The following is a 21,924-nucleotide window of genomic DNA, read 5'->3' as shown; positions in this document are numbered from 1 at the left end:
GCGCTGTGGCGTGCGTCAATGCACCTCGTCCGGCTCTTCGGTGATCGAGTCGTGTCAAGTCAATCGTGAGGAGGGCCCGAGGAGTTCATTCCTTGGGGTGGCGAATGGTGGCGTTTACTGGACTGAGCTCGCTTCAGCGGTGATCGTAGGATTACTTTCGGTGCGTGGGTCGCGCGAACCCGCTGGAGAATGGCCCCGATCAACGGGCGGCATGCCATGGGCGGTTCGCACAACAGGACGCTTCGTATGCGCGTCGTATGCGCGGATTTCGTATGCGCGAAAGCGAAGGCGGAAGCGAAGCATGACCAAAGCAGGGGATGGGGGCGTTCCAGTGGGCGTCGACGTCGATGGCACCGCTGGTGCCGGCAGGGCGGACGGGGCCGGTGCGGCCGACCGCACCGAGAAGGCCGAGAAGCGCCCCAATGAACAGCTCGGTTCCTGGTTCCTGCGCAGCGGCTGGTCGAAGGGCGAGCTCGCGCGGCAAGTGAACCGCAGGGCGCGGCAATTGGGTGCCCACCACATCAGCACGGACACCTCCCGGGTGCGCCGCTGGCTGGACGGCGAGCAGCCCCGGGAGCCGATCCCGAAGATCCTCTCCGAGCTGTTCTCCGAGCGGTTCGGCTGTGTCGTGGGCGTGGAGGACATCGGGCTGCGCGCCGCGCACCAGTCGCCGTCCGTCTCGGGCGTCGACCTGCCCTGGGCGGGCCCCAAGACCGTCGAGCTGCTCAGCGAGTTCTCCCGCAGCGACCTGATGCTCGCGCGGCGCGGTTTCCTGGGCACCTCGCTCGCGCTCTCCGCCGGCCCCGCGCTGATCGAGCCCATGCAGCGCTGGCTGGTCCCCGGCCCGACCGGAGGGACCAGGCCGGACGGGCTCGCGGCGGAGCGCGTCCGGCGCGCGCCGCGGCTGTCCGGGCCGGAGCTGGAGCTGCTGGAGTCCACCACCAAGATGTTCCGGGCCTGGGACGCCCAGTGCGGCGGCGGGCTCCGCCGCAAGGCCGTCGTGGGCCAGCTGCACGAGGTCACCGACCTGCTCCAGGAGCCGCAGTCGGAGGCCACCTCCAGGCTGCTCTTCAAGGTCGCCGCCGAACTGGCCGAGCTGGCGGGCTGGATGAGCTACGACATCGGGCTGCACCCCACCGCGCAGAAGTACTTCGTGCTCGCGCTGCACGCCGCGAAGGAGGCGGGGGACCGCCCGCTCGGCTCGTACATCCTCTCCAGCATGAGCCGCCAGATGATCCATCTGGGGCGCCCGGACGACGCGTTGGAGCTCATCCATCTCGGGCAGTACGGCTCGCGCGAGACGGCCACCGCGCGCACGCAGGCGATGCTGTACGCGATGGAGGCCCGGGCCTACGCCAGCATGGGCCAGTCGGCCAAGTGCAAGCGCGCCGTGAACATGGCGGAGGACTGCTTCGCCGACTGCCTGTCCGGCGACAGCGACCCCGACTGGATCCGCTTCTTCTCCGAGGCCGAGCTCAACGCGGAGAACGCGCACTCCTTCCGGGATCTCGCCTACGTCGCGGGCCGCAGCCCGACGTACGCCTCGCTGGCGCGGCCCAAGATGGAGCGCGCGGTCGAGCTGTTCGCGGTGGACGGCGAGCACCAGCGGTCGTATGCGCTCAACCTCATCGGCCTGGCCACCGTCGACCTGATGGAACGCGAGCCCGAGGAAGGCGCGGTGCACGCGACCAGGGCCATGAAGATCGCCAAACAGGTCCGCTCGGAGCGGGTGAACAACCGGCTGCGCAAGACGGTGGACAGCGCCGTGCGCGACTTCGGCGAGGTCGCGGAGGTGCGGGAACTGACCGAGCAACTCTCCGCCCATCTGCCGGAATCGGTGCGGGCCGCCCAGGCGGTATGACCCCACTGGCCCCCGCAGGCCTCTTCCGGCCACGGTCCCCGGCCGCGGCGATCCTCCGAACAGCCCGACTCGGCTCCCCCACGCCAGGTCGCTCCGGACGGTCGCCGCGGTCGGTCGCGCCGGGTCACCGGGCCTTCCGGAGGCCGTGACGCGTGCAACGGCAGTGAAGGGGGTACGGCCGAATTCACCCGCGCGTAACACGCTCGCAGCCTTCGTCACCCGTGTGAAACAGCCAGCTGTCCTGGCCGAAACCGTGCTGCGTCAGCCTCAAGGCCACACCGGCCCACGAGGACGGCAGCCCGCACGGGGGCACGGGCCGAGGCTGCGAGGAGACACCGACCATGAATGGCGCAGATACCGCGTTCGTATTGATCAGTGCTGCGCTCGTGATGCTGATGACACCCGGCCTGGCCTTCTTCTACGGCGGCATGGTGCGGGTGAAGAGCGCGCTCAACATGCTGATGATGTCCTTCGTCTCGCTCGGCATCGTCACGGTGCTCTGGGTGCTGTACGGGTACTCGCTCGCCTTCGGCGACGACACGGGGGCCGGGCTGCTGGGCAATCTCGACCACATCGGCCTCAAGGGCATCCACCCCGACACCCTGACCGGCGGCAAGGAGGGCATCCCGGTCTTCGCCTTCGCCCTCTTCCAGATGATGTTCGCCGTCATCACTCCCGCGCTGATGAGCGGAGCGCTCGCGGACCGCGTGAAGTTCAGCGCCTGGTCGCTGTTCATCACGCTGTGGGTGACGGTCGTCTACTTCCCGGTGGCGCACTGGGTGTGGCAGCCCGACGGCTGGCTCGCCAAGCTCAAGGTGATCGACTTCGCCGGCGGCACGGCCGTCCACATCAACGCGGGCATCGGCGCGCTGGCCGCGGTGCTCGTCGTCGGCAAGCGCATCGGCTTCAACAAGGACCCCATGCGCCCGCACAGCCTCCCCCTTGTCATGCTCGGCGCGGGACTGCTGTGGTTCGGCTGGTTCGGCTTCAACGCCGGCTCGGCGCTCGCCGCCAACGGCACCGCCGCCAACATGGCCCTCAACACCCAGGTGGCCACCGGGGCCGCCATGATCGGCTGGCTCGCCTACGAGCGCATCCGGCACGGCGCGTTCACCACCCTCGGCGCGGCCTCCGGCGCCGTCGCCGGCCTGGTCGCCATCACCCCCTCCGGCGCCGCCGTGAACGCCTTCGGCGCCCTCCTCATCGGCGTCGTCGCCGGTGCCGTCTGCTCCTGGGCCGTCGCCCTCAAGTTCAAGCTCGGCTTCGACGACTCGCTCGACGTGGTCGGCGTCCACCTCGTCGGCGGCGTCATCGGCACCCTCCTCGTCGGCGTCCTCGCCACCGACGGCGTCGGCGGCGCCACCCAGCTGGGCCGGCAGGCCGTCGGAGCGTTCTCCGTCATGGCCTACTCCTTCGCCGTCTCCTGGGTCCTCGCCAAGCTCGTCGACAAGACCGTCGGCTTCCGGGCGAGCACCGACGACGAACTCGGCGGCATCGACCAGGCGTTCCACGCCGAGACCGCCTACGACCTCAGCGCGGCCGGCGGCACCTCGTCCGCATCGGCCACTTCCGCCGCCTCCGCCTCTTCCGCCGAGCAGCCCCAGCACAAGAAGGTGGACGCATGAAACTGATCACCGCCATCGTCAAACCGTTCAAGCTCGACGAGGTCAAGGAAGCCCTGCAGGGCTTCAAGGTCCAGGGCCTGACCGTCACCGAGGTCAAGGGATACGGCCGTCAGCGCGGCCACACCGAGGTCTACCGCGGCGCCGAGTACCGCATCGACCTCCTGCCCAAGATCCGCGTGGAGATCCTCGCGAAGGACGAGGACGCCACCGACATCGTCGACGTCATCGTCCGCGCCGCCCAGACCGGCAAGATCGGCGACGGCAAGGTGTGGGTCGTCCCGGTCGAGACGGTCGTACGGGTACGGACCGGCGAACGCGGACCCGACGCACTGTAGGAACCACCGACGAGGGAGCCCGAGTTGACCGACACCAGGCTGCACGACACCGACTCGGGAACCGGCGGTTACGCGGCGGCCCGGCTGAGCCTCCTGCACGGGAAGGCCCTGACCGGGCCCGCGCTGCGCACCGCACTCGCCCGGCTCACCGACGCATGGCTGAGCGCCCTGCTCGGCCACGCCCGGGACGTCGCGCTCGTGGCCGTCGGCGGCTACGGGCGCGGCGAACTGTCCCCGCGCAGCGACCTCGACGTGCTGCTCCTGCACGACGGCTCGGCCGACCCCGCGGGCGTCGCCGAGGTCGCCGACCGCGTCTGGTACCCCGTGTGGGACATGGGCCTCGCCCTCGACCACGCCGTCCGCACCCCCGCCCAGGTCCGCGAGGTCGCCGCCGAGGACCTCAAGGTCCACCTCGGCCTCCTCGACGCCCGGCACCTCGCCGGGGACCCCCGCCTCACCGCCGCACTGCGCACCACCGCCTACGAGGACTGGCGCGCCCAGGCCCCCGCCCGGCTCCCCGAACTGCGCGAGCACTGCGAGGAACGGGCCCGCCGCCAGGGCGAGTTGCGCTTTCTGCTGGAACCCGATCTCAAGGAGGCCCGCGGCGGCCTGCGCGACGCGGCCGCACTGCGCGCCGTCGCCGCCTCCTGGCTCGCCGACGCCCCCCGCGAGGGCCTGGAGGCGGCCCGTCACCTGCTCCTCGACACCCGCGACGCCCTGCACCTGGCCACCGGACGCGCCACCGACCGGCTCGCGCTCCAGGAGCAGGACCAGGTCGCCGCGCGGCTCGGCCTCCCGGACGCGGATGCCCTGCTGCGCCGGGTGTACGAGGCGGGCCGTACGGTCTCCTACGCCTCCGACGTCACCTGGCGCGAGGTCGGCAGGGTGCTGCGCGCCCGCTCCGGACAGCCCCGGCTGCGGAGGGTGCTCGGCGGGCGCGGGGGGCGGGGCGGCTTCGTGGAACCCGAGCGCGTGCCGCTGGCGGAGGGCGTGGTCGAGCAGGACGGCGAGGCGGTGCTGGCCCGTACGGCACGGCCCGAGCTCGACCCCGTCCTGCCGCTGCGCGCGGCCGCCGCCGCAGCGCGGGCCGGGCTGCCGCTGTCCACGCACGCCGTGCGGCGCCTGGCGGTTGCCGGGCCGCTGCCGGTGCCGTGGCCGGAGGAGGCGCGTGCCCAGCTCGTCACCCTGCTCGGTGCGGGCGAGCACACGGTGGCCGCCTGGGAGGCGCTCGAGGCGGAGGGGATCATCTCCCGGCTGCTGCCGGAGTGGGAGCACGTACGGTGCCGGCCGCAGCGCAACCCCGTCCACCGGTGGACCGTCGACCGGCACCTCGTCGAGACCGCGGTCCAGGCCGCGGCCCTCACGCGCCGCGTCGCCCGGCCCGATCTGCTGCTCGTCGCCGCGCTCCTGCACGACATCGGCAAGGGGCGTCCCGGCGACCACTCCGAGGCCGGCGAGGCCATCGCGCGGGGCGTGGCCGTCCGGCTCGGCTTCGGCGACGAGGACGCGGGGACGCTGGCCACGCTCGTCCGCCACCATCTGCTGCTCGCCGAGACCGCCACCCGGCGCGACCTCGACGACCCGGCCACCGTGCGTGCGGTGACCGCCGCCGTCGGCCGGGCCGACACCCTCGAGCTGCTGCACGCCCTCACCGAGGCCGATGCCCTCGCCACGGGCCCGGCGGCGTGGAGCGCCTGGCGGGCGTCGCTCGTGGCCGAGCTCGTCCGCCGCACGGCGGCGGCCCTCGCGGGCGAGCCGGTCGCGGAGCGGAGGGCGCCGCAGGCGCCGCCGAGCGAGGAGCAGCTGGCGCTGATCGAGGAGGCCCGGCGTACGGGCGCCCCCGCCGTGACGCTGTCCGGCGCGGCGCTGACGGCGGCCGTCCCGGACCAGCCGGGTGTACTCCCCGCGGTCGCGGGGGTGCTGGCCCTCAACCGGCTCACGGTCCAGGCGGCGGAGCTGGTGGGGGGAGAGGTTCTGCTGCTGCGGTGGCGGGTCTCCGCCGAGTACGGCGAGCCGCCGGAGCCGGCCCGCCTGCGCGACGACCTCGTCCGCGCGCTCGACGGTTCGCTCGACATCGCCGCCCGCCTCGACGAGCGCGAGGCCGCGTACGCCCGGCAGCGCCGGGGCGTCGTGCCGGTCCCCCCGACGGTGACCGTCGCGGAAGGCGGCTCGCACGACGCGACGGTGCTGGAGGTACGGGCCCAGGATGCGCCCGGGCTGCTGTACCGGATCGGACGGGCGCTGGAGGCGTCGGGAGTGTGGGTGCGGAGTGCGCATGTGAGTGCGTTGGGGGCGAGTGTGGTGGGGGCGTTCTACGTGACGGGGGTGGGTGTGAGTGAGGATGTGGCGGGGGAGGTGGAGCGGGTGCTCCGGGGTGGGTGAGGGGTGGAGGTGCCCCGGTCCCGCCCTCTCACCGTCTCCTCCGGGGGCAAGCCCCCGGGCCCCGAAACCGCGCTTCGCGCGGTTGTCCTCAATCGCCGGACGGGCTGAAATTCAGCCCGTCCGGCGATTGAGGACGAGCGGCGGAGCCGCGACAAGTGGGGTCCGGGGGCGGAGCCCCGGGAGACGGCGAGAGGGCGGGACCGGGGCGTAACTCCACCCCCACCCACCCCGGATCCGGCAGGCGAGGACTCCCTCCTCCCCGGGCCGGATACCCTGGAGGACGACTGAGACGACCTGCCCCCTGACCCGAGGATCTGCGACCGCCGTGTTCGACACTCTTTCCGATCGCCTCGCAGCGACTTTCAAGAATCTTCGCGGCAAGGGGCGCCTCTCCGAGGCGGACATCGACGCCACGGCGCGCGAGATCCGCATCGCCCTGCTCGAGGCGGACGTGGCCCTGCCCGCCGTCCGGGCGTTCATCAAGAAGGTCAAGGAGCGGGCCGCGGGCCAGGAGGTCTCGCAGGCCCTCAACCCGGCCCAGCAGGTCATCAAGATCGTCAACGACGAGCTCGTGACGATCCTCGGCGGCGAGACCCGCCGCCTCCGGTTCGCCAAGACCGCCCCGACCGTGATCATGCTCGCCGGTCTCCAGGGTGCCGGTAAGACCACGCTCGCCGGAAAGCTCGGCCTCTGGCTGAAGACGCAGGGGCACAGCCCCCTGCTCGTCGCCTGTGACCTCCAGCGCCCCAACGCCGTCAACCAGCTGAGCGTCGTCGCCGAGCGCGCCGGCGTCGCGGTCTACGCGCCGCAGCCGGGCAACGGCGTCGGTGACCCGGTCCAGGTCGCCAAGGACTCGATCGAGTACGCCCGCTCCAAGCAGTACGACGTGGTCGTCGTCGACACCGCCGGCCGCCTCGGCATCGACGCCGAGATGATGCAGCAGGCCGCGGACATCCGCGACGCCGTCCAGCCGGACGAGACGCTGTTCGTCGTCGACGCCATGATCGGTCAGGACGCGGTCAACACCGCCGAGGCCTTCCGCGACGGCGTCGGCTTCGACGGCGTCGTGCTCTCCAAGCTCGACGGCGACGCCCGAGGCGGTGCCGCGCTCTCCATCGCGCACGTCACCGGCAAGCAGATCATGTTCGCCTCCAACGGCGAGAAGCTGGACGAGTTCGACGCGTTCCACCCGGACCGCATGGCGTCCCGCATCCTCGACATGGGCGACGTGCTCACCCTGATCGAGAAGGCCGAGCAGACCTTCAGCCAGGCCGAGGCCGAGAAGATGGCGGCCAAGCTGGCGAAGGGGCCGAAGGAGTTCACGCTCGACGACTTCCTGGCCCAGATGGAACAGGTCCGCAAGATGGGCTCCATCAGCAAGCTCCTCGGCATGCTGCCGGGCATGGGCCAGATCAAGGACCAGATCAACAACCTCGACGAGCGCGATGTCGACCGCACCGCCGCGATCATCAAGTCGATGACCCCGGCCGAGCGCCAGGACCCGACGATCATCAACGGCTCGCGCCGGGCCCGTATCGCCAAGGGCTCCGGTGTGGAGGTCAGCGCGGTGAAGTCGCTGGTCGAGCGGTTCTTCGACGCTCGCAAGATGATGTCGCGCATGGCCCAGGGCGGCGGCCTGCCCGGAATGCCGGGGATGCCGGGCATGGGTGGCGGGGCGTCCCGCAAGAAGAAGCAGGTCAAGCAGGGCAAGGGCAAGCGGCAGAGCGGCAACCCGATGAAGCGCAAGGCCGAGGAGCAGGCCGCTGCCGCCCGCCGCGAGCAGCAGGCGGCCAACCCGCTGGGCCTGCCCGCCGCCGGTCAGGACCAGAAGGACTTCGAACTCCCGGATGAGTTCAAGAAGTTCATGGGCTGATGCTCTACCTCACGCGGGCGATCAAGTAGCGGAAGACGTTCGGCATCCAGACCGTGCCGTCGGCACGCAGATGGGGCTGGAGTGCCTCCGTCAGCTCCTTGATCACCTGCTCCTCGTCCGTCACGCGCAGCGCCGCGTCGAAGCTGCCGGTCGACAGCAGGCCGCGTACCGCGCTGCCCAGGTCGGCGTAGCCGTACGGGCAGGACACGCGCCCGGAGCCGTCCGGGCGCAGGCCGGCCAGGCGGGCCAGGTTCTCCAGGTCGTCCCGGCCGCACGGCCGGTGGCCCGCCGCCGTGGTCGTCGGGTCTGCGAGACGGGCGGCGACCCGCAGCACGGTGGACGCGGCGCAGCGTTCCGGCGGGCCCCAGCCGGCCAGGACGACCGGTGTGCCGCGTTCGGCGCGGGCCGCGGCGCGTGCGAGGGCGTGTGCCGTGCCGGGCGAGGCCGCTTCGGGGGAGCTCCCGCCGGCGCAGTGCAGCGGGTCGAAGGCCGTGACGAGGTTGAACGGACGGCCGTCCGGGGCCGGTACGCATTCGGGACCGCCCTGCCCGAGCCGGGCGGCCCCGGTTCCGTACGGCCGTCCGTCGAGCCGTTCGCGCGCGAGGTCGAGGCGGCGTGCGTCGGTGTCGACGCCGCTGACCGAGGCGCCGCGGGCCGCGGCCATCAGCAGGGCGAGCCCGGAACCGCAGCCCAGGCTCAGCAGCCGGGTGTCGGGGCCGACCTCGAGCCGTTCGTGGACCGCCTCGTAGAGCGGTACGAGCATCCGTTCCTGGATCTCCGCCCAGTCGCGGGCCCGCGACAGGGGCGGGTGCGATGAGGACGGCCGGTGCCGTCGGACGAGCGTTGGTGTCATCGCATGGGCCCCCATCCGCCGCATGACGTGTTCAGGTCGAAGTTCCGCCCCCATGTGTGCTGCCGTGCGCCCTGCCGGTGAAGCACCCCCGATGCCAGGGAACTGCGCTTCCGGGCCCGAGTCCAGGGGGTGGTGCGAGGAAGGTTCCGGTATGCCCCCGATGGCATGTGCCAAATCGCGGCCGGGGAAAGCCGGGGAAAGGGGCGGGGAACGGGGGGTTGCGAGGGGACGGATTCACACTCGGCCGTAGCGGCCCCGTACCATTCGCACCATGGCAAAGGCTCCCATTCTCACCCCCCAGGCGGAAGACTTCCCGCGCTGGTACCAGGACTTGATCAACAAGGCCGAGCTGGCCGACAACGGCCCGGTGCGCGGCACCATGGTCATCCGACCGTACGGGTACGGGCTCTGGGAGCGCATGCAGCAGGAGATGGACGCCCGCATCAAGGACGCGGGCGCCTCCAACGCGTACTTCCCGCTCTTCATCCCGCAGTCGTACCTGACGCGGGAGGCCGAGCACGTCGAGGGCTTCGCGCCCGAGCTGGCGGTCGTCACGCACGGCGGCGGCAAGGAACTGGAGGAGCCGGTTGTCGTCCGGCCGACCTCCGAGACGATCATCAACGAGTACTTCTCCAAGTGGGTGCAGAGCTACCGCGACCTGCCCCTGCTGATCAACCAGTGGGCGAACGTGGTGCGTTGGGAGATGCGCCCGCGCGTCTTCCTGCGCACCAGCGAGTTCCTGTGGCAGGAGGGGCACACCGCGCACGCCACGTACGAGGACGCCCGTGACTACGCGGCCCGCATCCACCGCGACGTCTACCGCGACTTCATGGTCAACGTCCTCGGCATCGACGTGATCCTCGGCCGCAAGACGCCCAAGGAGCGCTTCGCGGGCGCGATCAACACCCTCACGCTCGAGGGCATGATGGGCGACGGCAAGGCGCTGCAGCTGGGCACCAGCCATGAGCTGGGCCAGAACTTCGCCAAGGCGTTCAACACCTCGTACCTGTCCAAGGACGGGCACCAGGAGCTGGTCTGGCAGACCTCGTGGGGCGTGTCGACCCGCATGGTCGGCGGTCTGATCATGTCGCACGGCGACGACAACGGCCTGCGGGTCCCGCCGCGCCTCGCGCCGGTCCAGGCCGTCGTGCTGGCGATCAAGGGCGACGACGCGGTGCTGGCCAAGGTCCGCGAGATCGGCGACGTGCTCAAGGCCGCCGGTGTGCGGGTGCAGGTCGACGACCGTACGGACACCCCCTTCGGCCGCCGTGCCGTGGACTGGGAGCTCAAGGGCGTGCCGGTCCGCATCGAGATCGGCCCGCGCGACCTGGAGAACGGCACCGCGATGCTGGCCCGCCGGATCCCCGGGGGCAAGGAGCCGGTGCGCATCGAGGACCTGGCGACGCTGCTGCCGAAGGTTCTCGAGGAGGACCAGGAGCTGCTGCTGCGTCAGTCGCGCGAGCGCCGCGAGTCGCGGACGACGGACGTCGCCACCATCGAGGAGGCGGCCGGGGCCGCTGCCGCCGGCGGCTGGGCGCGCATCCCGTGGGCGCAGCTGGGTCCGGAGGGCGAGGCCAAGCTGGCCGAGCAGGCCGTGACCGTGCGCTGCCTGGTGGGCGAGGACGGGTCCGTGCCGGACTCCGACGACGCTCCGGGTGCGATCGCCATCGTCGCTCGCGCCTACTGAGCCCCTCTCGAGTCCTCTGCTGACTCGAGAGTCAGTTCGCCCCAGCTTGTGTTGGCCCGCCGGGAAACTGACTGGTACGTGCAAATTATTTGGGATGGCCCGGTATCGGAACACCGGGCCGTCCCGACTCGTTGTCACGACGTGAGCACGACACCACCTGTTCTCGCCGCAGAGCTGGCACAGGCGTGGGCCGATATTCAGCGGTACCACGCCGAGCTGCCAGATCTCGCCGCGCCCGAATCATTGATCGGGGAGTCGTCGTCCGCCTGTGGCGCCGAGCTCTCCTTCGAAAGGCTGCTGCACGAGGCAGTGCACGGCATCGCGGCAGCCCGCGGTGTCCGCGACACGTCCCGCGCCGGCCGCTACCACAACCGCCGGTTCCTGGCGATCGCCGAGGAACTGGGGCTCGACCACAGTGATGAACCGCATCCCAGCAGCGGTTTCTCCTTGGTCGTGCTCACCCCGGAGGCGCGCAAGCGCTACCGCCCGACCATCGACAGACTGCAGCGTGCGCTCAAGGCCCACACGGTGGCCACCGCCGCGGACACCTCGCGGACCTTCCGCGGCCCGGCGGCGCGTCATGGCTCGTCCGGCGGCGGGGTGCGGGTGAAGGCCGTGTGCGACTGCGGGCGCAATGTCCGGGTCGTGCCGTCCGTGCTCGCGCAGGCGCCGATCATGTGCGGTGGCTGCGGCCAGCCCTTCCGGATCCCGGAGCCGGTTCCGGTCGGCTGAGCCGGAGGTGGGACGCGTCCGCCCCGGAGGGTGTGGCACAATGGGTCGCTGTACTCGACAGTCGTACAGGACCCCTCTCTCCTCCGGCTGACGCGTCCATCGGGCACTCCGAGTACCGCAACCCCACGTGGCATCTTGTTGTGCCCAACCACGTCAAGACCAGGAGACACCACTTCCGTGGCAGTCAAGATCAAGCTGAAGCGTCTGGGCAAGATCCGTTCGCCTCACTACCGCATCGTCGTCGCCGACTCCCGTACCCGCCGTGACGGCCGGGCCATCGAGGAGATCGGTCTGTACCAGCCGACGTACAACCCGTCGCGCATCGAGGTCGACTCCGAGCGTGCCCAGTACTGGCTGAGCGTCGGCGCGCAGCCGACCGAGCCGGTCATGGCCATCCTCAAGGTCACCGGTGACTGGCAGAAGTTCAAGGGTCTGCCCGCCCCGGCGCCGATGCTCGTCGCCGAGCCGAAGGACAAGCGCGCCGCGTTCGAGGCCTTCACCAAGGCTCTCGAGGCGAACGACGCGAAGGGTGAGGCCATCACCCCGAAGGCCAAGAAGTCGGAGAAGAAGGACGAGGCCGCCGAGGCCGAGTCCGCGTCGACCGAGGCCTGAGGATGCTCGAGGAGGCCCTTGAGCACCTCGTGAAGGGCATCGTCGACAACCCCGACGAAGTGCAGGTCGCCTCGCGCAACCTGCGCCGTGGGCGCGTGCTGGAGGTCCGGGTCCACCCCGATGACCTCGGCAAGGTGATCGGCCGCAATGGCCGTACCGCCCGCGCGCTGCGCACCGTCGTGGGCGCCATCGGCGGCCGTGGCATCCGCGTCGACCTTGTCGACGTGGATCAGGTTCGCTGATCCCGGCACACCGGCACGGGCCGGGAAGGGTTTCCCTTCCCGGCCCGTTGTCGCGTTTGAAGAGCGTTTGAAGAGAACGTAGAGAAGGACGAAGGATCGTGCAGCTCGTAGTCGGCAGGATCGGCCGTGCCCACGGCATCAGGGGTGACGTCACCGTTGAGGTGCGTACGGACGAGCCCGAGCTGCGGCTGGGACCCGGTGCCGTGCTCGCCACGGACCCGGCCGGCATGGGGCCGCTGACCATCGAGTCCGGACGCGTGCACAGCGGACGGCTGCTGCTGCGCTTCGAGGGCGTGAACGACCGCAACGCCGCCGAGGCGCTGCGCAATACGCTCCTGATCGCCGAGGTGGACCCGGAGGAGACGCCGGAGGACCCCGACGAGTACTACGACCACCAGCTCATGGACCTCGAGGTCGTCACCGTCGACGGCACCGTCGTCGGCCGTATCACCGAGATCTCCCACCTGCCGTCGCAGGATCTGTTCATCGTGGAGCGGCCCGACGGCGGCGAGGTGATGATCCCCTTCGTCTCCGAGATCGTCACCGGCATCGACCTCGAGGCGCAGCGCGCCACCGTCGACCCGCCGCGCGGTCTGCTCGACAGCGCCGAGGCCGATGTCGCGGGCACTCGCGAAGAGGGCGGCGCCTGATGCGCATCGACGTCGTCACGATCTTCCCCGAGTACCTCGAACCGCTGAACGTCTCCCTCGTCGGCAAGGCCCGGGCCCGCGGCCGGCTGGACGTACGCATCCACGACCTGCGGGACTGGGCGCACGACAAGCACAACACCGTCGACGACACCCCGTACGGCGGCGGCCCCGGCATGGTGATGAAGCCCGAGCCCTGGGGCGAGGCGCTCGACTCCGTGATCGAGTCCGGCGAGGGCCTGCCCACGCTGGTCGTCCCGACGCCCAGCGGCCGCCCCTTCACCCAGGAGCTCGCCGTCGAGCTGTCCGAGCGGCCCTGGCTGGTCTTCACCCCGGCCCGGTACGAGGGCATCGACCGCCGCGTCATCGAGGAGTACGGCGACCGCCTCGACGTGCGTGAGGTGTCCATCGGCGACTATGTGCTGGCCGGCGGCGAGGCGCCCGTCCTGGTCATGGTCGAGGCCGTCGCCCGGCTGCTGCCCGGGGTGCTCGGCAACGCCGAGTCGCACCGCGACGACTCCTTCGCCCCCGGCGCCATGGCCGACCTCCTCGAGGGCCCCGTCTACACCAAGCCCCCCGAGTGGCGCGACCGGGGCATCCCGGAGGTGCTGGTCAGTGGCCACCACGGCAAGATCGCGCGGTGGCGCCGCGACGAGGCCCTGCGCCGTACGGACCTCAACCGCCCCGACCTGATCGCACGGGCCGACCCGGCGTCCTTCGACAAGAAGGACCGCGAGATGCTCTCGATCCTGGGCTGGGCCCCGGGCCCCGACGGCCGATTTGGGCGTCTGGGCCCCGACGTGGAAGAATGAGCCGTTGCCTTGCGTCCGGCGCACGCCCCTGCCACAGGGGGAACGACGTCCGCCCGCCGCGATCGGCACGATTTCCGACTTCAGTACGAGATTCCGCTGATGACCTGTGGCATCGGCGAGGAAGCAGATGATCATGTCCAGCCTGCTCGACAACGTCAACGCCGCGTCGCTGCGCACCGACGTCCCGGCCTTCCGTCCCGGTGACACCGTGAACGTCCACGTCCGCGTCATCGAGGGCAACCGCTCCCGTATCCAGCAGTTCAAGGGTGTCGTCATCCGCCGCCAGGGCGCCGGCGTCAGCGAGACCTTCACGGTCCGCAAGGTCTCCTTCTCCGTCGGCGTCGAGCGCACCTTCCCGGTGCACAGCCCGATCTTCGAGAAGGTCGAGCTGGTCACCCGCGGTGACGTCCGCCGCGCCAAGCTGTACTACCTCCGTGAGCTGCGCGGCAAGGCCGCGAAGATCAAGGAGAAGCGCGACAACTGAAGTTCCGTCCGGTGTCCCGGCCTGGCCGGATAGGCTCTCGGCTCGATGGACACCGATACAGAGCTCTCGGAGCGCGACCGCTCTCCCGAACCCGTTCAGGGGGAGGAGCAGCGGTCGCGCTCCTCGCGTTTTTCCGGGCGTACGCGCCTGAGTGCTGTACGGCAGTGGCTCACCCGCGGAGGGCCGCTGCGGAAGGCCGGGCTGCTGCTGGTGGCGTGCGTGATCTGCGTGCTGCTGGTCAGCAGCTATGCCGTACAGCCCTTCGCGATCCCGTCCGGCTCGATGGAGAACACGCTCCGGGTCGGTGACCGGGTGCTGGTCAACAAGCTCGCCTACGACTTCGGGGACGAGCCGCGCCGGGGCGACGTGGTGGTCTTCGACGGGACGGATTCGTTCGTCCAGGAGAGGCCCTCCGAGAACCTGCCCACCGCGCTGGTGCGCAAGGTGGCGTCGTCCGTGGGCCTGATGCGGCCCGCGGCGACCGACTATGTGAAGCGGGTCGTCGGCGTCGGCGGTGACCGGGTGGTCTGCTGCGACAAGCGCGGACGGATCGAGGTCAACGGGCGGGCGGTGACCGAGGACTACCTCTACCCGGGGGACGTGCCCTCCCGGGTGCCGTTCGATGTCGTGGTGCCCGAGGGGAAGCTGTGGGTGATGGGCGACCACCGCAGCGCCTCCCGGGACTCCCGCGACCATCTCGGGGAGCCCGGCGGTGGCATGGTCCCGGTGTACCGGGTCATCGGCCGCGCGGACTGGATCGGCTGGCCGCTGGGGCACATGACCACGCTGGAGCGGACCGACGCCTTCGCGGACGTGCCACCACCGTCGCACGGCGGGAGCGCGCATGGGAGGTCATAGGCGCCAGGGGCGCGGGACGGACGGCGAAGTCGCGCCGGAGCCCGGCATCGGCGGACGGGCGGAGCGCCGCAGGTCCGCGCGGCGGGCCAGAAACCGGCGGCGGCGGTCCGTGGTCAAGGAGGTGCCGATCCTCATAGGGGTGGCGCTGCTGATCGCCCTGGTGCTGAAGACGTTCCTGGTGCAGGCGTTTGTGATCCCGTCCGGCTCGATGGAGCAGACGATCCGGATCGGCGACCGGGTGCTGGTGGACAAGCTGACGCCGTGGTTCGGCTCCCGGCCCTCCCGTGGTGACGTGGTGGTCTTCAAGGACCCCGGCAAGTGGCTCGACGGGGAGCAGCAGAAGTCCGGGCCGGATCCCGTCGGGATCAAGCAGGCGAAGCAATTGCTCAGCTTCATCGGCCTGTTGCCGTCCGCGAACGAACAGGATCTGATCAAGAGGGTGGTCGGAGTCGGGGGCGACACGGTCAAGTGCTGCGACAAGGGCGGCAAAATCACGGTCAACGGCACACCGCTCGACGAGCCGTATCTCCATCCGGGGAATCCTCCCTCACAGATGAGGTTCGAGGTACGGGTCCCGGCCGGGCGGATCTTCGTGATGGGCGACCATCGCTCGAACTCGGCCGATTCACGAGCGCATTTGGACGAGCCGGGGGAGGGAACAGTCCCGGAGGACCTGGTCATCGGGCGGGCAATGCTGATCGCCTGGCCCTTCGGGCACTGGCGTGGTCTCGAGGAGCCGGACACCTTCGCATCGGTCCGAAACGCGGCGGGCCCACAGGCACGGACCGGTGATTCGGCGCATAGTGTGTCCCCCACGGATCAGGAAGGAATGATCCGGCTCCCGACCCCTGCGGAACTCCCGCTCGTTATGGGAGTAGTGGGCCTGCGGCGGATGCGCGACAGGCATCGGCGCGGAGTGAGGAGTGGATGTGGGGGATTTGGCGGTCGGCGCGCGTTCCGGTCATGGAGAGCCCGAGAAGCGGCCCGGGAACGCTGAGGGGGAGTCCAGGAGCCAGGCGCCGGACGAGACCGTCCCCCCGTCCGGCGCTCCCGCGGACGGTCCGAAGGAGTCCGCCGAGGCGGCTTCCGGTTCCGTCGACGACGGAGGGCCGGGCGAGAAGGGCGAGAAGGAGCCCAAGAAACAACGATCCTTCTGGAAGGAACTGCCGATCCTCATCGGCGTCGCCCTCATCCTCGCGCTGTTCATCAAGACGTTCCTGGTACAGGCGTTCTCGATCCCGTCCGAGTCGATGCAGGACACGCTCCAGCGCGGTGACCGCGTGCTGGTGGACAAGCTGACGCCGTGGTTCGGGTCCAAACCCGAGCGCGGCGAGGTGGTCGTCTTCCATGATCCGGGCGGCTGGCTGCCCGAGAACCCGGCTCCGGCGTCCGGCCTCGGCGGCGGCGTCCAGAAGGTCCTCAGCTTCATCGGCCTGATGCCCTCGGCCGAGGAGAAGGACCTGATCAAGCGCGTCATCGCGGTCGGCGGGGACACCGTCGAGTGCAAGGGCGGCAACAGCCCCGTGACGGTCAACGGCAAGGCTCTCGACGAGCCGTACATCGCCCCCGGCAACACCCCCTGCGGCGACAAGCCCTTCGGGCCGATCAAGGTCCCCAAGGACCGGATCTGGGTGATGGGCGACCACCGCCAGAACTCGCTGGACTCGCGCTACCACCAGGGCATGCACGACGGCACGGTCCCGGTGGACGACGTCGTCGGCCGCGCGATCGTCGTCGCCTGGCCCATCAACCGCTGGGCCACCCTGCCCGTCCCGGACACCTTCGACCAGTCCGGGCTGAACGCGGCGGCGGCCGTGGCGCCTCCGGCGCTGGGCCTCGCGGGCGCGGTGCCGCTGGTGCTCTGGCGGCGGCGCCGGCTGACGGTGAAGGCGGGGCGGGAGTTCTCGCAGCGGGAGTTCTCGCACGTGAAGGCTGACGTGAAGGGCTGAGGTGAGGGGCTGACTCTCGTCCCTACCCCCGGGTAGTGTGCGACTCCGTGCCCCAGGGCACCCGGAGTCCGTCCACCACACGGCGGGGGAACACGATGAGCGGAGCAGGACGTACGGACGACGGCCGCGGCCGCACGGGCAGGGTGCTGTCCGGGCTGGCCGTGGCCGTCGGCTGTGTGCTGTTCTTCGGCGGCTTCGTCTGGGGAGCCGTCGTGTACAAGCCCTACACGGTGCCCACCGATTCCATGGCCCCCACCATCGGCCAGGGCGACCGGGTCCTCGCCGAGCGCATCCACGGCGGTGACGTACGCCGTGGCGACGTGGTCGTCTTCCGGGACAAGGTCTGGGGCGACGTGCCGATGGTCAAGCGGGTCGTCGGCGTCGGCGGGGACACCATCGCCTGCTGCGACCGGCAGGGCCGCCTCACGGTCGACGGCAAGCCGGTCGAGGAGCCGTACCTCGAGGGCGGGGGCCCCGCCTCGCCGACGGGCTTCTCCGCCACCGTCCCCGAAGGGCAGCTGTTCCTGCTCGGCGACCACCGCACCGACTCGCTCGACTCCCGCTCCCACCTGACCACGGACCACGGCACGGTTCCGGCCTCCGCGGTCAGCGCCCGCGTGGACGCCACCGCGTGGCCGGTCGGCGGCTGGGGCATGCTCGGCCGCCCGGACGCCTTCGCCGCGCTGCCCGGCGGCACCTCCCGGCAGGGCCCGCTCCCGCTCCAGCTCACCGCCGTGATCGCCGGGGCGGTGCTTATCCTGGCCGGTGCGGCGTACGGACCGGTGGAGCGCCGGCTGTCGGGCCGGGCGGCGAGGGACTCGCCTGTCTGAAACGAAAAGGCCGGAAAGGCGGCAGCACCCCATGGCTGATGCGAGCGAGGATGTCGCGGGTACGCGCAAGGCCGCCCGGGTGGTCCTGCTCGACGGGCAGGACCGGATCCTTCTGATGCACGGTTACGAGCCCGGCGATCCCTCCGAGACCTGGTGGTTCACCCCGGGCGGCGGGCTGGAGGGCGACGAGGGCTGGGAGGAGGCCGCCCGCCGCGAGCTCGAGGAGGAGACGGGCATCACGGACATCGAGCTCGGCCCGCTGCTGTGGCGGCGCCACTGCTCCTTCCCCTTCGACGGTCGGCACTGGGACCAGGAGGAGTACTACTTCCTGGCCCGCACCCGGCAGGCCGCGTCCTGGACCGGCGGGGAGACGGAGCTGGAACGCCGCAGTGTCGACGGGCTGCGGTGGTGGACCTGCGAGGAACTCCTCGCGGCCCGTGAGACGGTGTATCCGACCAAGCTCGCCGAGCTGTTCCGCGCACTGCTCGACGAGGGTCCTCCGAGTGTGCCGGTGCTCCTGGAGACGGAGCGGGCCTGACGCACAATGGGGGGACGCACGGCTGAAGGGGAACTGCCATGAGCGCCGAGGACCTCGAGAAGTACGAGACCGAGATGGAGCTGAAGCTCTACCGGGAGTACCGCGACGTCGTCGGTCTGTTCAAATACGTGATCGAGACCGAGCGACGGTTCTATCTCACGAACGACTACGAGATGCAGGTCCACTCCGTACAGGGAGAGGTCTTCTTCGAAGTCTCGATGGCCGACGCCTGGGTGTGGGACATGTACCGGCCCGCGAGATTCGTGAAGCAGGTGCGGGTGCTGACGTTCAAGGACGTCAACATCGAGGAGCTGAACAAGGCGGACCTCGACCTTCCGGGTGGCTGAGTTGTCCACAACCGGCCGGTAGTCCACCAAGATCCAACAGTTGGGCGCGGATGCCCCACAGTCGGTGCCGGAGGTGGTGCCGATGTCGGGTTCCGGACGTGCCCGTCAGGCCGTCGGCCGCTATGGGGAGGACCTGGCGGTGCGCCGGCTGACCGAGGCCGGGATGACCGTGCTCGCGCGCAACTGGCGCTGCGGGGACGGAGAGATCGATGTCGTCGCGCTCGACGGCGACGCGCTGGTCGTGTGCGAGGTGAAGACCCGCCGCGCGGGGCCGTACGAGCATCCGATGGCGGCCGTCACGCCGCGCAAGGCCGAGCGGCTGCGGCTGCTCGCCGAGCGCTGGCTCGAGCGGTACGGCGGCCCGCCGCCGGGCGGGGTGCGGATCGATCTGGTCGGGGTGGTCGTGCCGCGCCGGGGTGCGGCGGCCGTGCAGCACGTCAGGGGGGTGACGTGATGGCGTTCGCCCGTACCTGCTCGGTCGCCCTGGTCGGCGTCGAGGGCGTGGTGGTCGAGGTCCAGGCCGACCTGGAGCCGGGCGTCGCGGCCTTCACGCTGGTGGGCCTGCCCGACAAGAGCCTGGTCGAGAGCCGGGACAGGGTGCGAGCCGCGGTCGTGAATTCCGGGGTCGCCTGGCCTCAGAAGAAGCTCACCGTGGGGCTGAGCCCGGCCTCCGTCCCCAAGGGCGGCAGCGGCTTCGACATCGCCGTGGCCTGTGCCGTGCTCGCCGCCGCCGAGCGCGTCGAGCCGTGCCGGATCGCGGACCTGATGATGATCGGCGAGCTCGGCCTCGACGGCCGGGTGCGCCCGGTGCGCGGCGTGCTGCCCGCGGTGCTGGCCGCCGCCGACGCGGGCTACCGGCAGGTCGTCGTCCCCGAGCGCACGGCGGCGGAGGCGTCGCTGGTGCCGGGCGTGGCGGTGCTCGGCGTCCGCAGCCTGCGCCAGCTGATCGCGGTGCTCACGGACGAACCGGTGCCCGAGGAGGAAGAGCCGCCGGGCGAGGGGCGGCCGGATCCGATGCTGGCGGGCCTGGCGGTGCCGGGCGCGGGCCACGGTGCGACGGCTGCTGATCACCATCTCGACCTCGCCGAGGTCGCGGGCCAGCAGCGGGCCCGCCGGGCCCTGGAGGTGGCCGCCGCCGGACGGCACCACCTCTTCCTGCTGGGCCCGCCGGGCGCGGGCAAGACGATGCTCGCCGAGCGCCTGCCGGGGCTACTGCCGCCGCTCACACGGGAGGAGTCGCTGGAGGTCACGGCGGTGCATTCGGTGGCCGGGACGCTGCCCGCCGGCCAGCCCCTGATCGACCGGGCGCCGTACTGCGCGCCGCATCACTCGGCGTCCATGGCCTCGCTCGTCGGCGGCGGGTCGGGGCTGCCGCGCCCGGGCGCTGTCTCCCTGGCACACCACGGTGTTCTTTTTCTCGATGAGGCCCCGGAGGCCAGTCCGCGCGTGCTGGACGCGCTGCGTCAGCCGCTGGAGTCGGGGCATGTCGTCGTGGCTCGCTCGGGCGGGGTGATGCGGCTTCCGGCTCGCTTCTTGCTGGCCCTCGCCGCGAACCCCTGCCCGTGCGGGAGGCACGGCCTGACCGGGGACGGCTGCGACTGCCCGCCGTCGGCCGTCAGACGCTATCTCGCCAGGCTGTCCGGGCCGTTGCTGGACCGGGTGGATCTGCGGGTGTCCGTCGAGCCCGTCGCCCGGGCCGAGCTGACAGGAGGCGGGGCCGAGCCGACAGCCGTGGTCGCCGCCCGGGTCGGCGCCGCGCGCGATCGGGCCGCCGCGCGGTACGCGGACACCCCCTGGCGCACCAACAGCGAGGTGCCCGGCCATGAGCTGAGGACCCGCTGGCGGCCCGCGCCGGAGGCGCTGGAGGAGGCCGAACGCGACATGGAGCGCGGGCTCCTGACGGCGCGCGGGCTGGACCGGGTGCTCCGGGTCGCCTGGACGGTGGCCGACCTCGCCGGCCGCGACCGTCCCGGTGTCCATGACGTGCGCCAGGCGCTGGAGCTGCGCACGGGGGTCCGGCGCGGTGCGGTCCTGGCCGGAGGTGTGCCATGACCGGGACCGGGCCGGAGGAGCGGCTCGCCCGGGCCGCGCTGACCCGGCTGACCGAGCCGGGGGACGAGAGCGTCGGGCGCTGGCTGCGGGAGATGGGGGCCGTGGGCCTGGTGCGGGGGCTGACGGGGGCGGGCCCGCCCCCGCGCGGGGCGGGGGCGGAGCGCCTGGCGGGCTGCCGGGCCCGCGCCGCCGCGCTCGATCCCGCCCGCGACCTCGAGACCGTCGCCCGCCAGGGCGGCCGCTTCGTGTGCCCCGGCGAACGGGAGTGGCCGCAGCAGCTCGACGACCTCGGCGACGCCCGCCCCCTGGGCTTGTGGGTGCGCGGCAGCCCGGACGTACGGCTGTGGGCGCTGCGCTCCGTCGCCGTGGTCGGCGCCCGCGCCTGCACGGACTACGGCTCGCATGTCGCGGCCCTCCTCGGCGCCGGGCTCGCCGAGCGCGGCTGGGTGGTCGTCTCGGGTGCCGCGTACGGGGTCGACGGCGCGGCGCACCGCGGAGCGCTCGGCGCGGGCGGGGCGACCGTGGCGATGCTGGCGTCGGGGGTGGACGTGCCCTATCCGCGCGGGCACGCCGAGTTGATCGGCCGGATCGCGGAACAGGGCCTGCTGCTGGCCGAGTTGCCGCCCGGCGGGCACCCGACCCGGAGCCGCTTCGTGCTGCGCAACCGCGTCATCGCCGCGTTGACGCGGGGCACGGTCGTCGTGGAGGCCGAGTACCGCAGCGGTTCGCTGGTGACAGCACGCCGGGCCCGGGAGCTGGGGCGGCACACGATGGCCGTCCCGGGACCGGTCACCTCGGGGCTCTCCGCGGGGGTGCACGAGCTGTTGCGGGAGGGGGCGTGCCTGGTGACCGACGCCGACGATGTCGCCGAACTGGTGGGCGGCATGGGGGAACTGGCGCCCGAGCGCCGGGGGCCCGTGGTCGCCAGAGATCTGCTGGATCCCCTGGCGGCCCGGGTGCTGGAGGCCGTGCCCGGCCGCGGCGGGGACGCGGAACACGTCGCCCTGCGGGCGGGTCTGGGCCGGGACCGCGCGCTCGGCACGCTGTACGAACTCCAGGCCCTCGGATTCGTGGAGCGCCGGGGCGATTGCTGGCAATTGGCTGACCCGCCGTCAACATCCGGCACATCCAAGCCCCCCGGACGGCGCCCCGCTGTGCGGCGAGGCGGTCCTTGACCTGGGGCGATCGGGTGAAAGGGTTAAGGC

General features: G+C 71.6%; 22 protein-coding genes. 21 read left to right on the top strand and 1 reads right to left on the bottom strand.

The genetic code is table 11. The features are described from left to right. Nucleotides 1-301: 301 nt before the first annotated feature. From nsdA to ffh, 5 genes are all read left to right on the top strand, one after another. Nucleotides 302-1,861: a transcriptional repressor NsdA gene (gene nsdA / locus ACV530_RS33750; RefSeq protein ID WP_494336514.1), complete on the top strand. Its 1,560-nt coding sequence runs from the start codon at nt 302-304 to the stop codon at nt 1,859-1,861. A gap of 341 nt (nt 1,862-2,202) precedes the next feature. After that, nucleotides 2,203-3,486 (top strand): ammonium transporter, encoded by a 1,284-nt coding sequence (locus ACV530_RS33745; RefSeq protein ID WP_494336513.1) that lies wholly within the window; start codon nt 2,203-2,205, stop codon nt 3,484-3,486. Continuing rightward, entirely contained in the window at nt 3,483-3,821 is a 339-nt protein-coding gene (locus tag ACV530_RS33740; protein ID WP_494336512.1) for a P-II family nitrogen regulator, read from the top strand. The genes ACV530_RS33745 and ACV530_RS33740 overlap by 4 nt, the downstream gene beginning before the upstream one ends. A 24-nt stretch (nt 3,822-3,845) precedes the next feature. Beyond that, nucleotides 3,846-6,203 carry a [protein-PII] uridylyltransferase gene (locus ACV530_RS33735; protein ID WP_494336511.1) on the top strand — a complete coding sequence of 786 codons (2,358 nt, stop codon included), beginning with the start codon at nt 3,846-3,848 and terminating at the stop codon, nt 6,201-6,203. A gap of 325 nt (nt 6,204-6,528) precedes the next feature. Then, nucleotides 6,529-8,076 carry a signal recognition particle protein gene (gene ffh / locus ACV530_RS33730; protein ID WP_494336510.1) on the top strand — a complete coding sequence of 516 codons (1,548 nt, stop codon included), beginning with the start codon at nt 6,529-6,531 and terminating at the stop codon, nt 8,074-8,076. Between the two features lie 4 nt (nt 8,077-8,080). Here the strand turns inward: ffh and ACV530_RS33725 are convergent, their stop codons facing one another. Beyond that, a complete protein-coding gene (locus ACV530_RS33725) occupies nt 8,081-8,929 on the bottom strand; it encodes a class I SAM-dependent methyltransferase (protein WP_494336509.1) in 849 nt (282 codons plus the stop codon). A 271-nt stretch (nt 8,930-9,200) separates the two neighbouring features. Between ACV530_RS33725 and proS the strand changes: the two genes are divergently transcribed. The 16 genes from proS (at nt 9,201) to dprA (ending at nt 21,894) form a co-directional block, all read left to right on the top strand. Beyond that, complete coding sequence (proS, locus tag ACV530_RS33720; RefSeq protein WP_494336508.1) at nt 9,201-10,616, top strand: proline--tRNA ligase; 1,416 nt, start codon at nt 9,201-9,203, stop codon at nt 10,614-10,616. A gap of 141 nt (nt 10,617-10,757) precedes the next feature. Further along, nucleotides 10,758-11,348: a hypothetical protein gene (locus ACV530_RS33715; RefSeq protein ID WP_494336507.1), complete on the top strand. Its 591-nt coding sequence runs from the start codon at nt 10,758-10,760 to the stop codon at nt 11,346-11,348. Nucleotides 11,349-11,525: 177 nt separating this feature from the next. After that, on the top strand, nt 11,526-11,960 hold the full coding sequence (gene rpsP, locus ACV530_RS33710; RefSeq protein ID WP_494336506.1) for a 30S ribosomal protein S16: 435 nt from the start codon (nt 11,526-11,528) through the stop codon (nt 11,958-11,960). Between the two features lie 2 nt (nt 11,961-11,962). Next, nucleotides 11,963-12,202 carry an RNA-binding protein gene (locus tag ACV530_RS33705; RefSeq protein WP_020868149.1) on the top strand — a complete coding sequence of 80 codons (240 nt, stop codon included), beginning with the start codon at nt 11,963-11,965 and terminating at the stop codon, nt 12,200-12,202. 98 nt (nt 12,203-12,300) lie between these two features. After that, nucleotides 12,301-12,852: a ribosome maturation factor RimM gene (rimM, locus tag ACV530_RS33700; RefSeq protein WP_494336505.1), complete on the top strand. Its 552-nt coding sequence runs from the start codon at nt 12,301-12,303 to the stop codon at nt 12,850-12,852. Further along, the gene (gene trmD / locus ACV530_RS33695) at nt 12,852-13,661 is read left to right on the top strand and encodes a tRNA (guanosine(37)-N1)-methyltransferase TrmD (RefSeq protein WP_494336504.1); all 810 of its coding nucleotides are present in this window, start codon (nt 12,852-12,854) and stop codon (nt 13,659-13,661) included. The genes rimM and trmD overlap by 1 nt, the downstream gene beginning before the upstream one ends. A gap of 133 nt (nt 13,662-13,794) precedes the next feature. Next, nucleotides 13,795-14,145: a 50S ribosomal protein L19 gene (rplS, locus tag ACV530_RS33690; protein ID WP_168096161.1), complete on the top strand. Its 351-nt coding sequence runs from the start codon at nt 13,795-13,797 to the stop codon at nt 14,143-14,145. A gap of 45 nt (nt 14,146-14,190) precedes the next feature. Continuing rightward, nucleotides 14,191-15,003: a signal peptidase I gene (lepB, locus tag ACV530_RS33685; RefSeq protein ID WP_494336503.1), complete on the top strand. Its 813-nt coding sequence runs from the start codon at nt 14,191-14,193 to the stop codon at nt 15,001-15,003. Next, nucleotides 14,990-16,000, top strand: a complete 1,011-nt coding sequence (gene lepB / locus ACV530_RS33680; protein ID WP_494336502.1) for a signal peptidase I — start codon at nt 14,990-14,992, stop codon at nt 15,998-16,000. Before lepB (ACV530_RS33685) ends, lepB (ACV530_RS33680) begins: the two co-directional genes overlap by 14 nt. Then, nucleotides 15,942-16,952: a signal peptidase I gene (gene lepB / locus ACV530_RS33675; RefSeq protein ID WP_494336528.1), complete on the top strand. Its 1,011-nt coding sequence runs from the start codon at nt 15,942-15,944 to the stop codon at nt 16,950-16,952. The genes lepB (ACV530_RS33680) and lepB (ACV530_RS33675) overlap by 59 nt, the downstream gene beginning before the upstream one ends. Before the next feature lie 95 nt (nt 16,953-17,047). After that, nucleotides 17,048-17,782 (top strand): signal peptidase I, encoded by a 735-nt coding sequence (gene lepB, locus ACV530_RS33670; protein WP_494336501.1) that lies wholly within the window; start codon nt 17,048-17,050, stop codon nt 17,780-17,782. Nucleotides 17,783-17,813: 31 nt separating this feature from the next. Continuing rightward, a complete protein-coding gene (locus ACV530_RS33665) occupies nt 17,814-18,320 on the top strand; it encodes an NUDIX hydrolase (protein WP_494336500.1) in 507 nt (168 codons plus the stop codon). 38 nt (nt 18,321-18,358) lie between these two features. Then, nucleotides 18,359-18,667, top strand: a complete 309-nt coding sequence (locus tag ACV530_RS33660) for a DUF2469 domain-containing protein (protein ID WP_494336499.1) — start codon at nt 18,359-18,361, stop codon at nt 18,665-18,667. Nucleotides 18,668-18,749: 82 nt separating this feature from the next. Further along, nucleotides 18,750-19,121 (top strand): YraN family protein, encoded by a 372-nt coding sequence (locus tag ACV530_RS33655; protein WP_494336498.1) that lies wholly within the window; start codon nt 18,750-18,752, stop codon nt 19,119-19,121. Further along, entirely contained in the window at nt 19,121-20,719 is a 1,599-nt protein-coding gene (locus ACV530_RS33650; RefSeq protein WP_494336497.1) for a YifB family Mg chelatase-like AAA ATPase, read from the top strand. The genes ACV530_RS33655 and ACV530_RS33650 overlap by 1 nt, the downstream gene beginning before the upstream one ends. Next, a complete protein-coding gene (gene dprA, locus ACV530_RS33645) occupies nt 20,716-21,894 on the top strand; it encodes a DNA-processing protein DprA (protein ID WP_494336496.1) in 1,179 nt (392 codons plus the stop codon). Before ACV530_RS33650 ends, dprA begins: the two co-directional genes overlap by 4 nt. The last annotated feature ends 30 nt before the right edge of the window (nt 21,895-21,924 follow it).

The sequence above is a fragment of the Streptomyces sp. SX-6 genome, from assembly GCF_059089585.1.
The sequence above is the reverse complement of the archived record's forward strand: the minus strand, read 5'-3'. Positions and strand labels throughout refer to the sequence as shown.

Coding starts and splice junctions, on each gene's coding strand:
- proS (WP_494336508.1), top strand. CDS start 9,201: ATGGCAAAGGCTCCCATTCTCACCCCCCAGGCGGAAGACTTCCCGCGC.
- lepB (WP_494336503.1), top strand. CDS start 14,191: ATGGACACCGATACAGAGCTCTCGGAGCGCGACCGCTCTCCCGAACCC.
- ACV530_RS33740 (WP_494336512.1), top strand. CDS start 3,483: ATGAAACTGATCACCGCCATCGTCAAACCGTTCAAGCTCGACGAGGTC.
- dprA (WP_494336496.1), top strand. CDS start 20,716: ATGACCGGGACCGGGCCGGAGGAGCGGCTCGCCCGGGCCGCGCTGACC.
- ACV530_RS33725 (WP_494336509.1), bottom strand. CDS start 8,929: ATGACACCAACGCTCGTCCGACGGCACCGGCCGTCCTCATCGCACCCG.
- ACV530_RS33660 (WP_494336499.1), top strand. CDS start 18,359: ATGAGCGCCGAGGACCTCGAGAAGTACGAGACCGAGATGGAGCTGAAG.
- ACV530_RS33745 (WP_494336513.1), top strand. CDS start 2,203: ATGAATGGCGCAGATACCGCGTTCGTATTGATCAGTGCTGCGCTCGTG.
- nsdA (WP_494336514.1), top strand. CDS start 302: ATGACCAAAGCAGGGGATGGGGGCGTTCCAGTGGGCGTCGACGTCGAT.
- lepB (WP_494336501.1), top strand. CDS start 17,048: ATGAGCGGAGCAGGACGTACGGACGACGGCCGCGGCCGCACGGGCAGG.
- ACV530_RS33665 (WP_494336500.1), top strand. CDS start 17,814: ATGGCTGATGCGAGCGAGGATGTCGCGGGTACGCGCAAGGCCGCCCGG.
- lepB (WP_494336502.1), top strand. CDS start 14,990: ATGGGAGGTCATAGGCGCCAGGGGCGCGGGACGGACGGCGAAGTCGCG.
- ACV530_RS33655 (WP_494336498.1), top strand. CDS start 18,750: ATGTCGGGTTCCGGACGTGCCCGTCAGGCCGTCGGCCGCTATGGGGAG.
- rplS (WP_168096161.1), top strand. CDS start 13,795: ATGTCCAGCCTGCTCGACAACGTCAACGCCGCGTCGCTGCGCACCGAC.
- trmD (WP_494336504.1), top strand. CDS start 12,852: ATGCGCATCGACGTCGTCACGATCTTCCCCGAGTACCTCGAACCGCTG.
- ACV530_RS33705 (WP_020868149.1), top strand. CDS start 11,963: ATGCTCGAGGAGGCCCTTGAGCACCTCGTGAAGGGCATCGTCGACAAC.
- ACV530_RS33650 (WP_494336497.1), top strand. CDS start 19,121: ATGGCGTTCGCCCGTACCTGCTCGGTCGCCCTGGTCGGCGTCGAGGGC.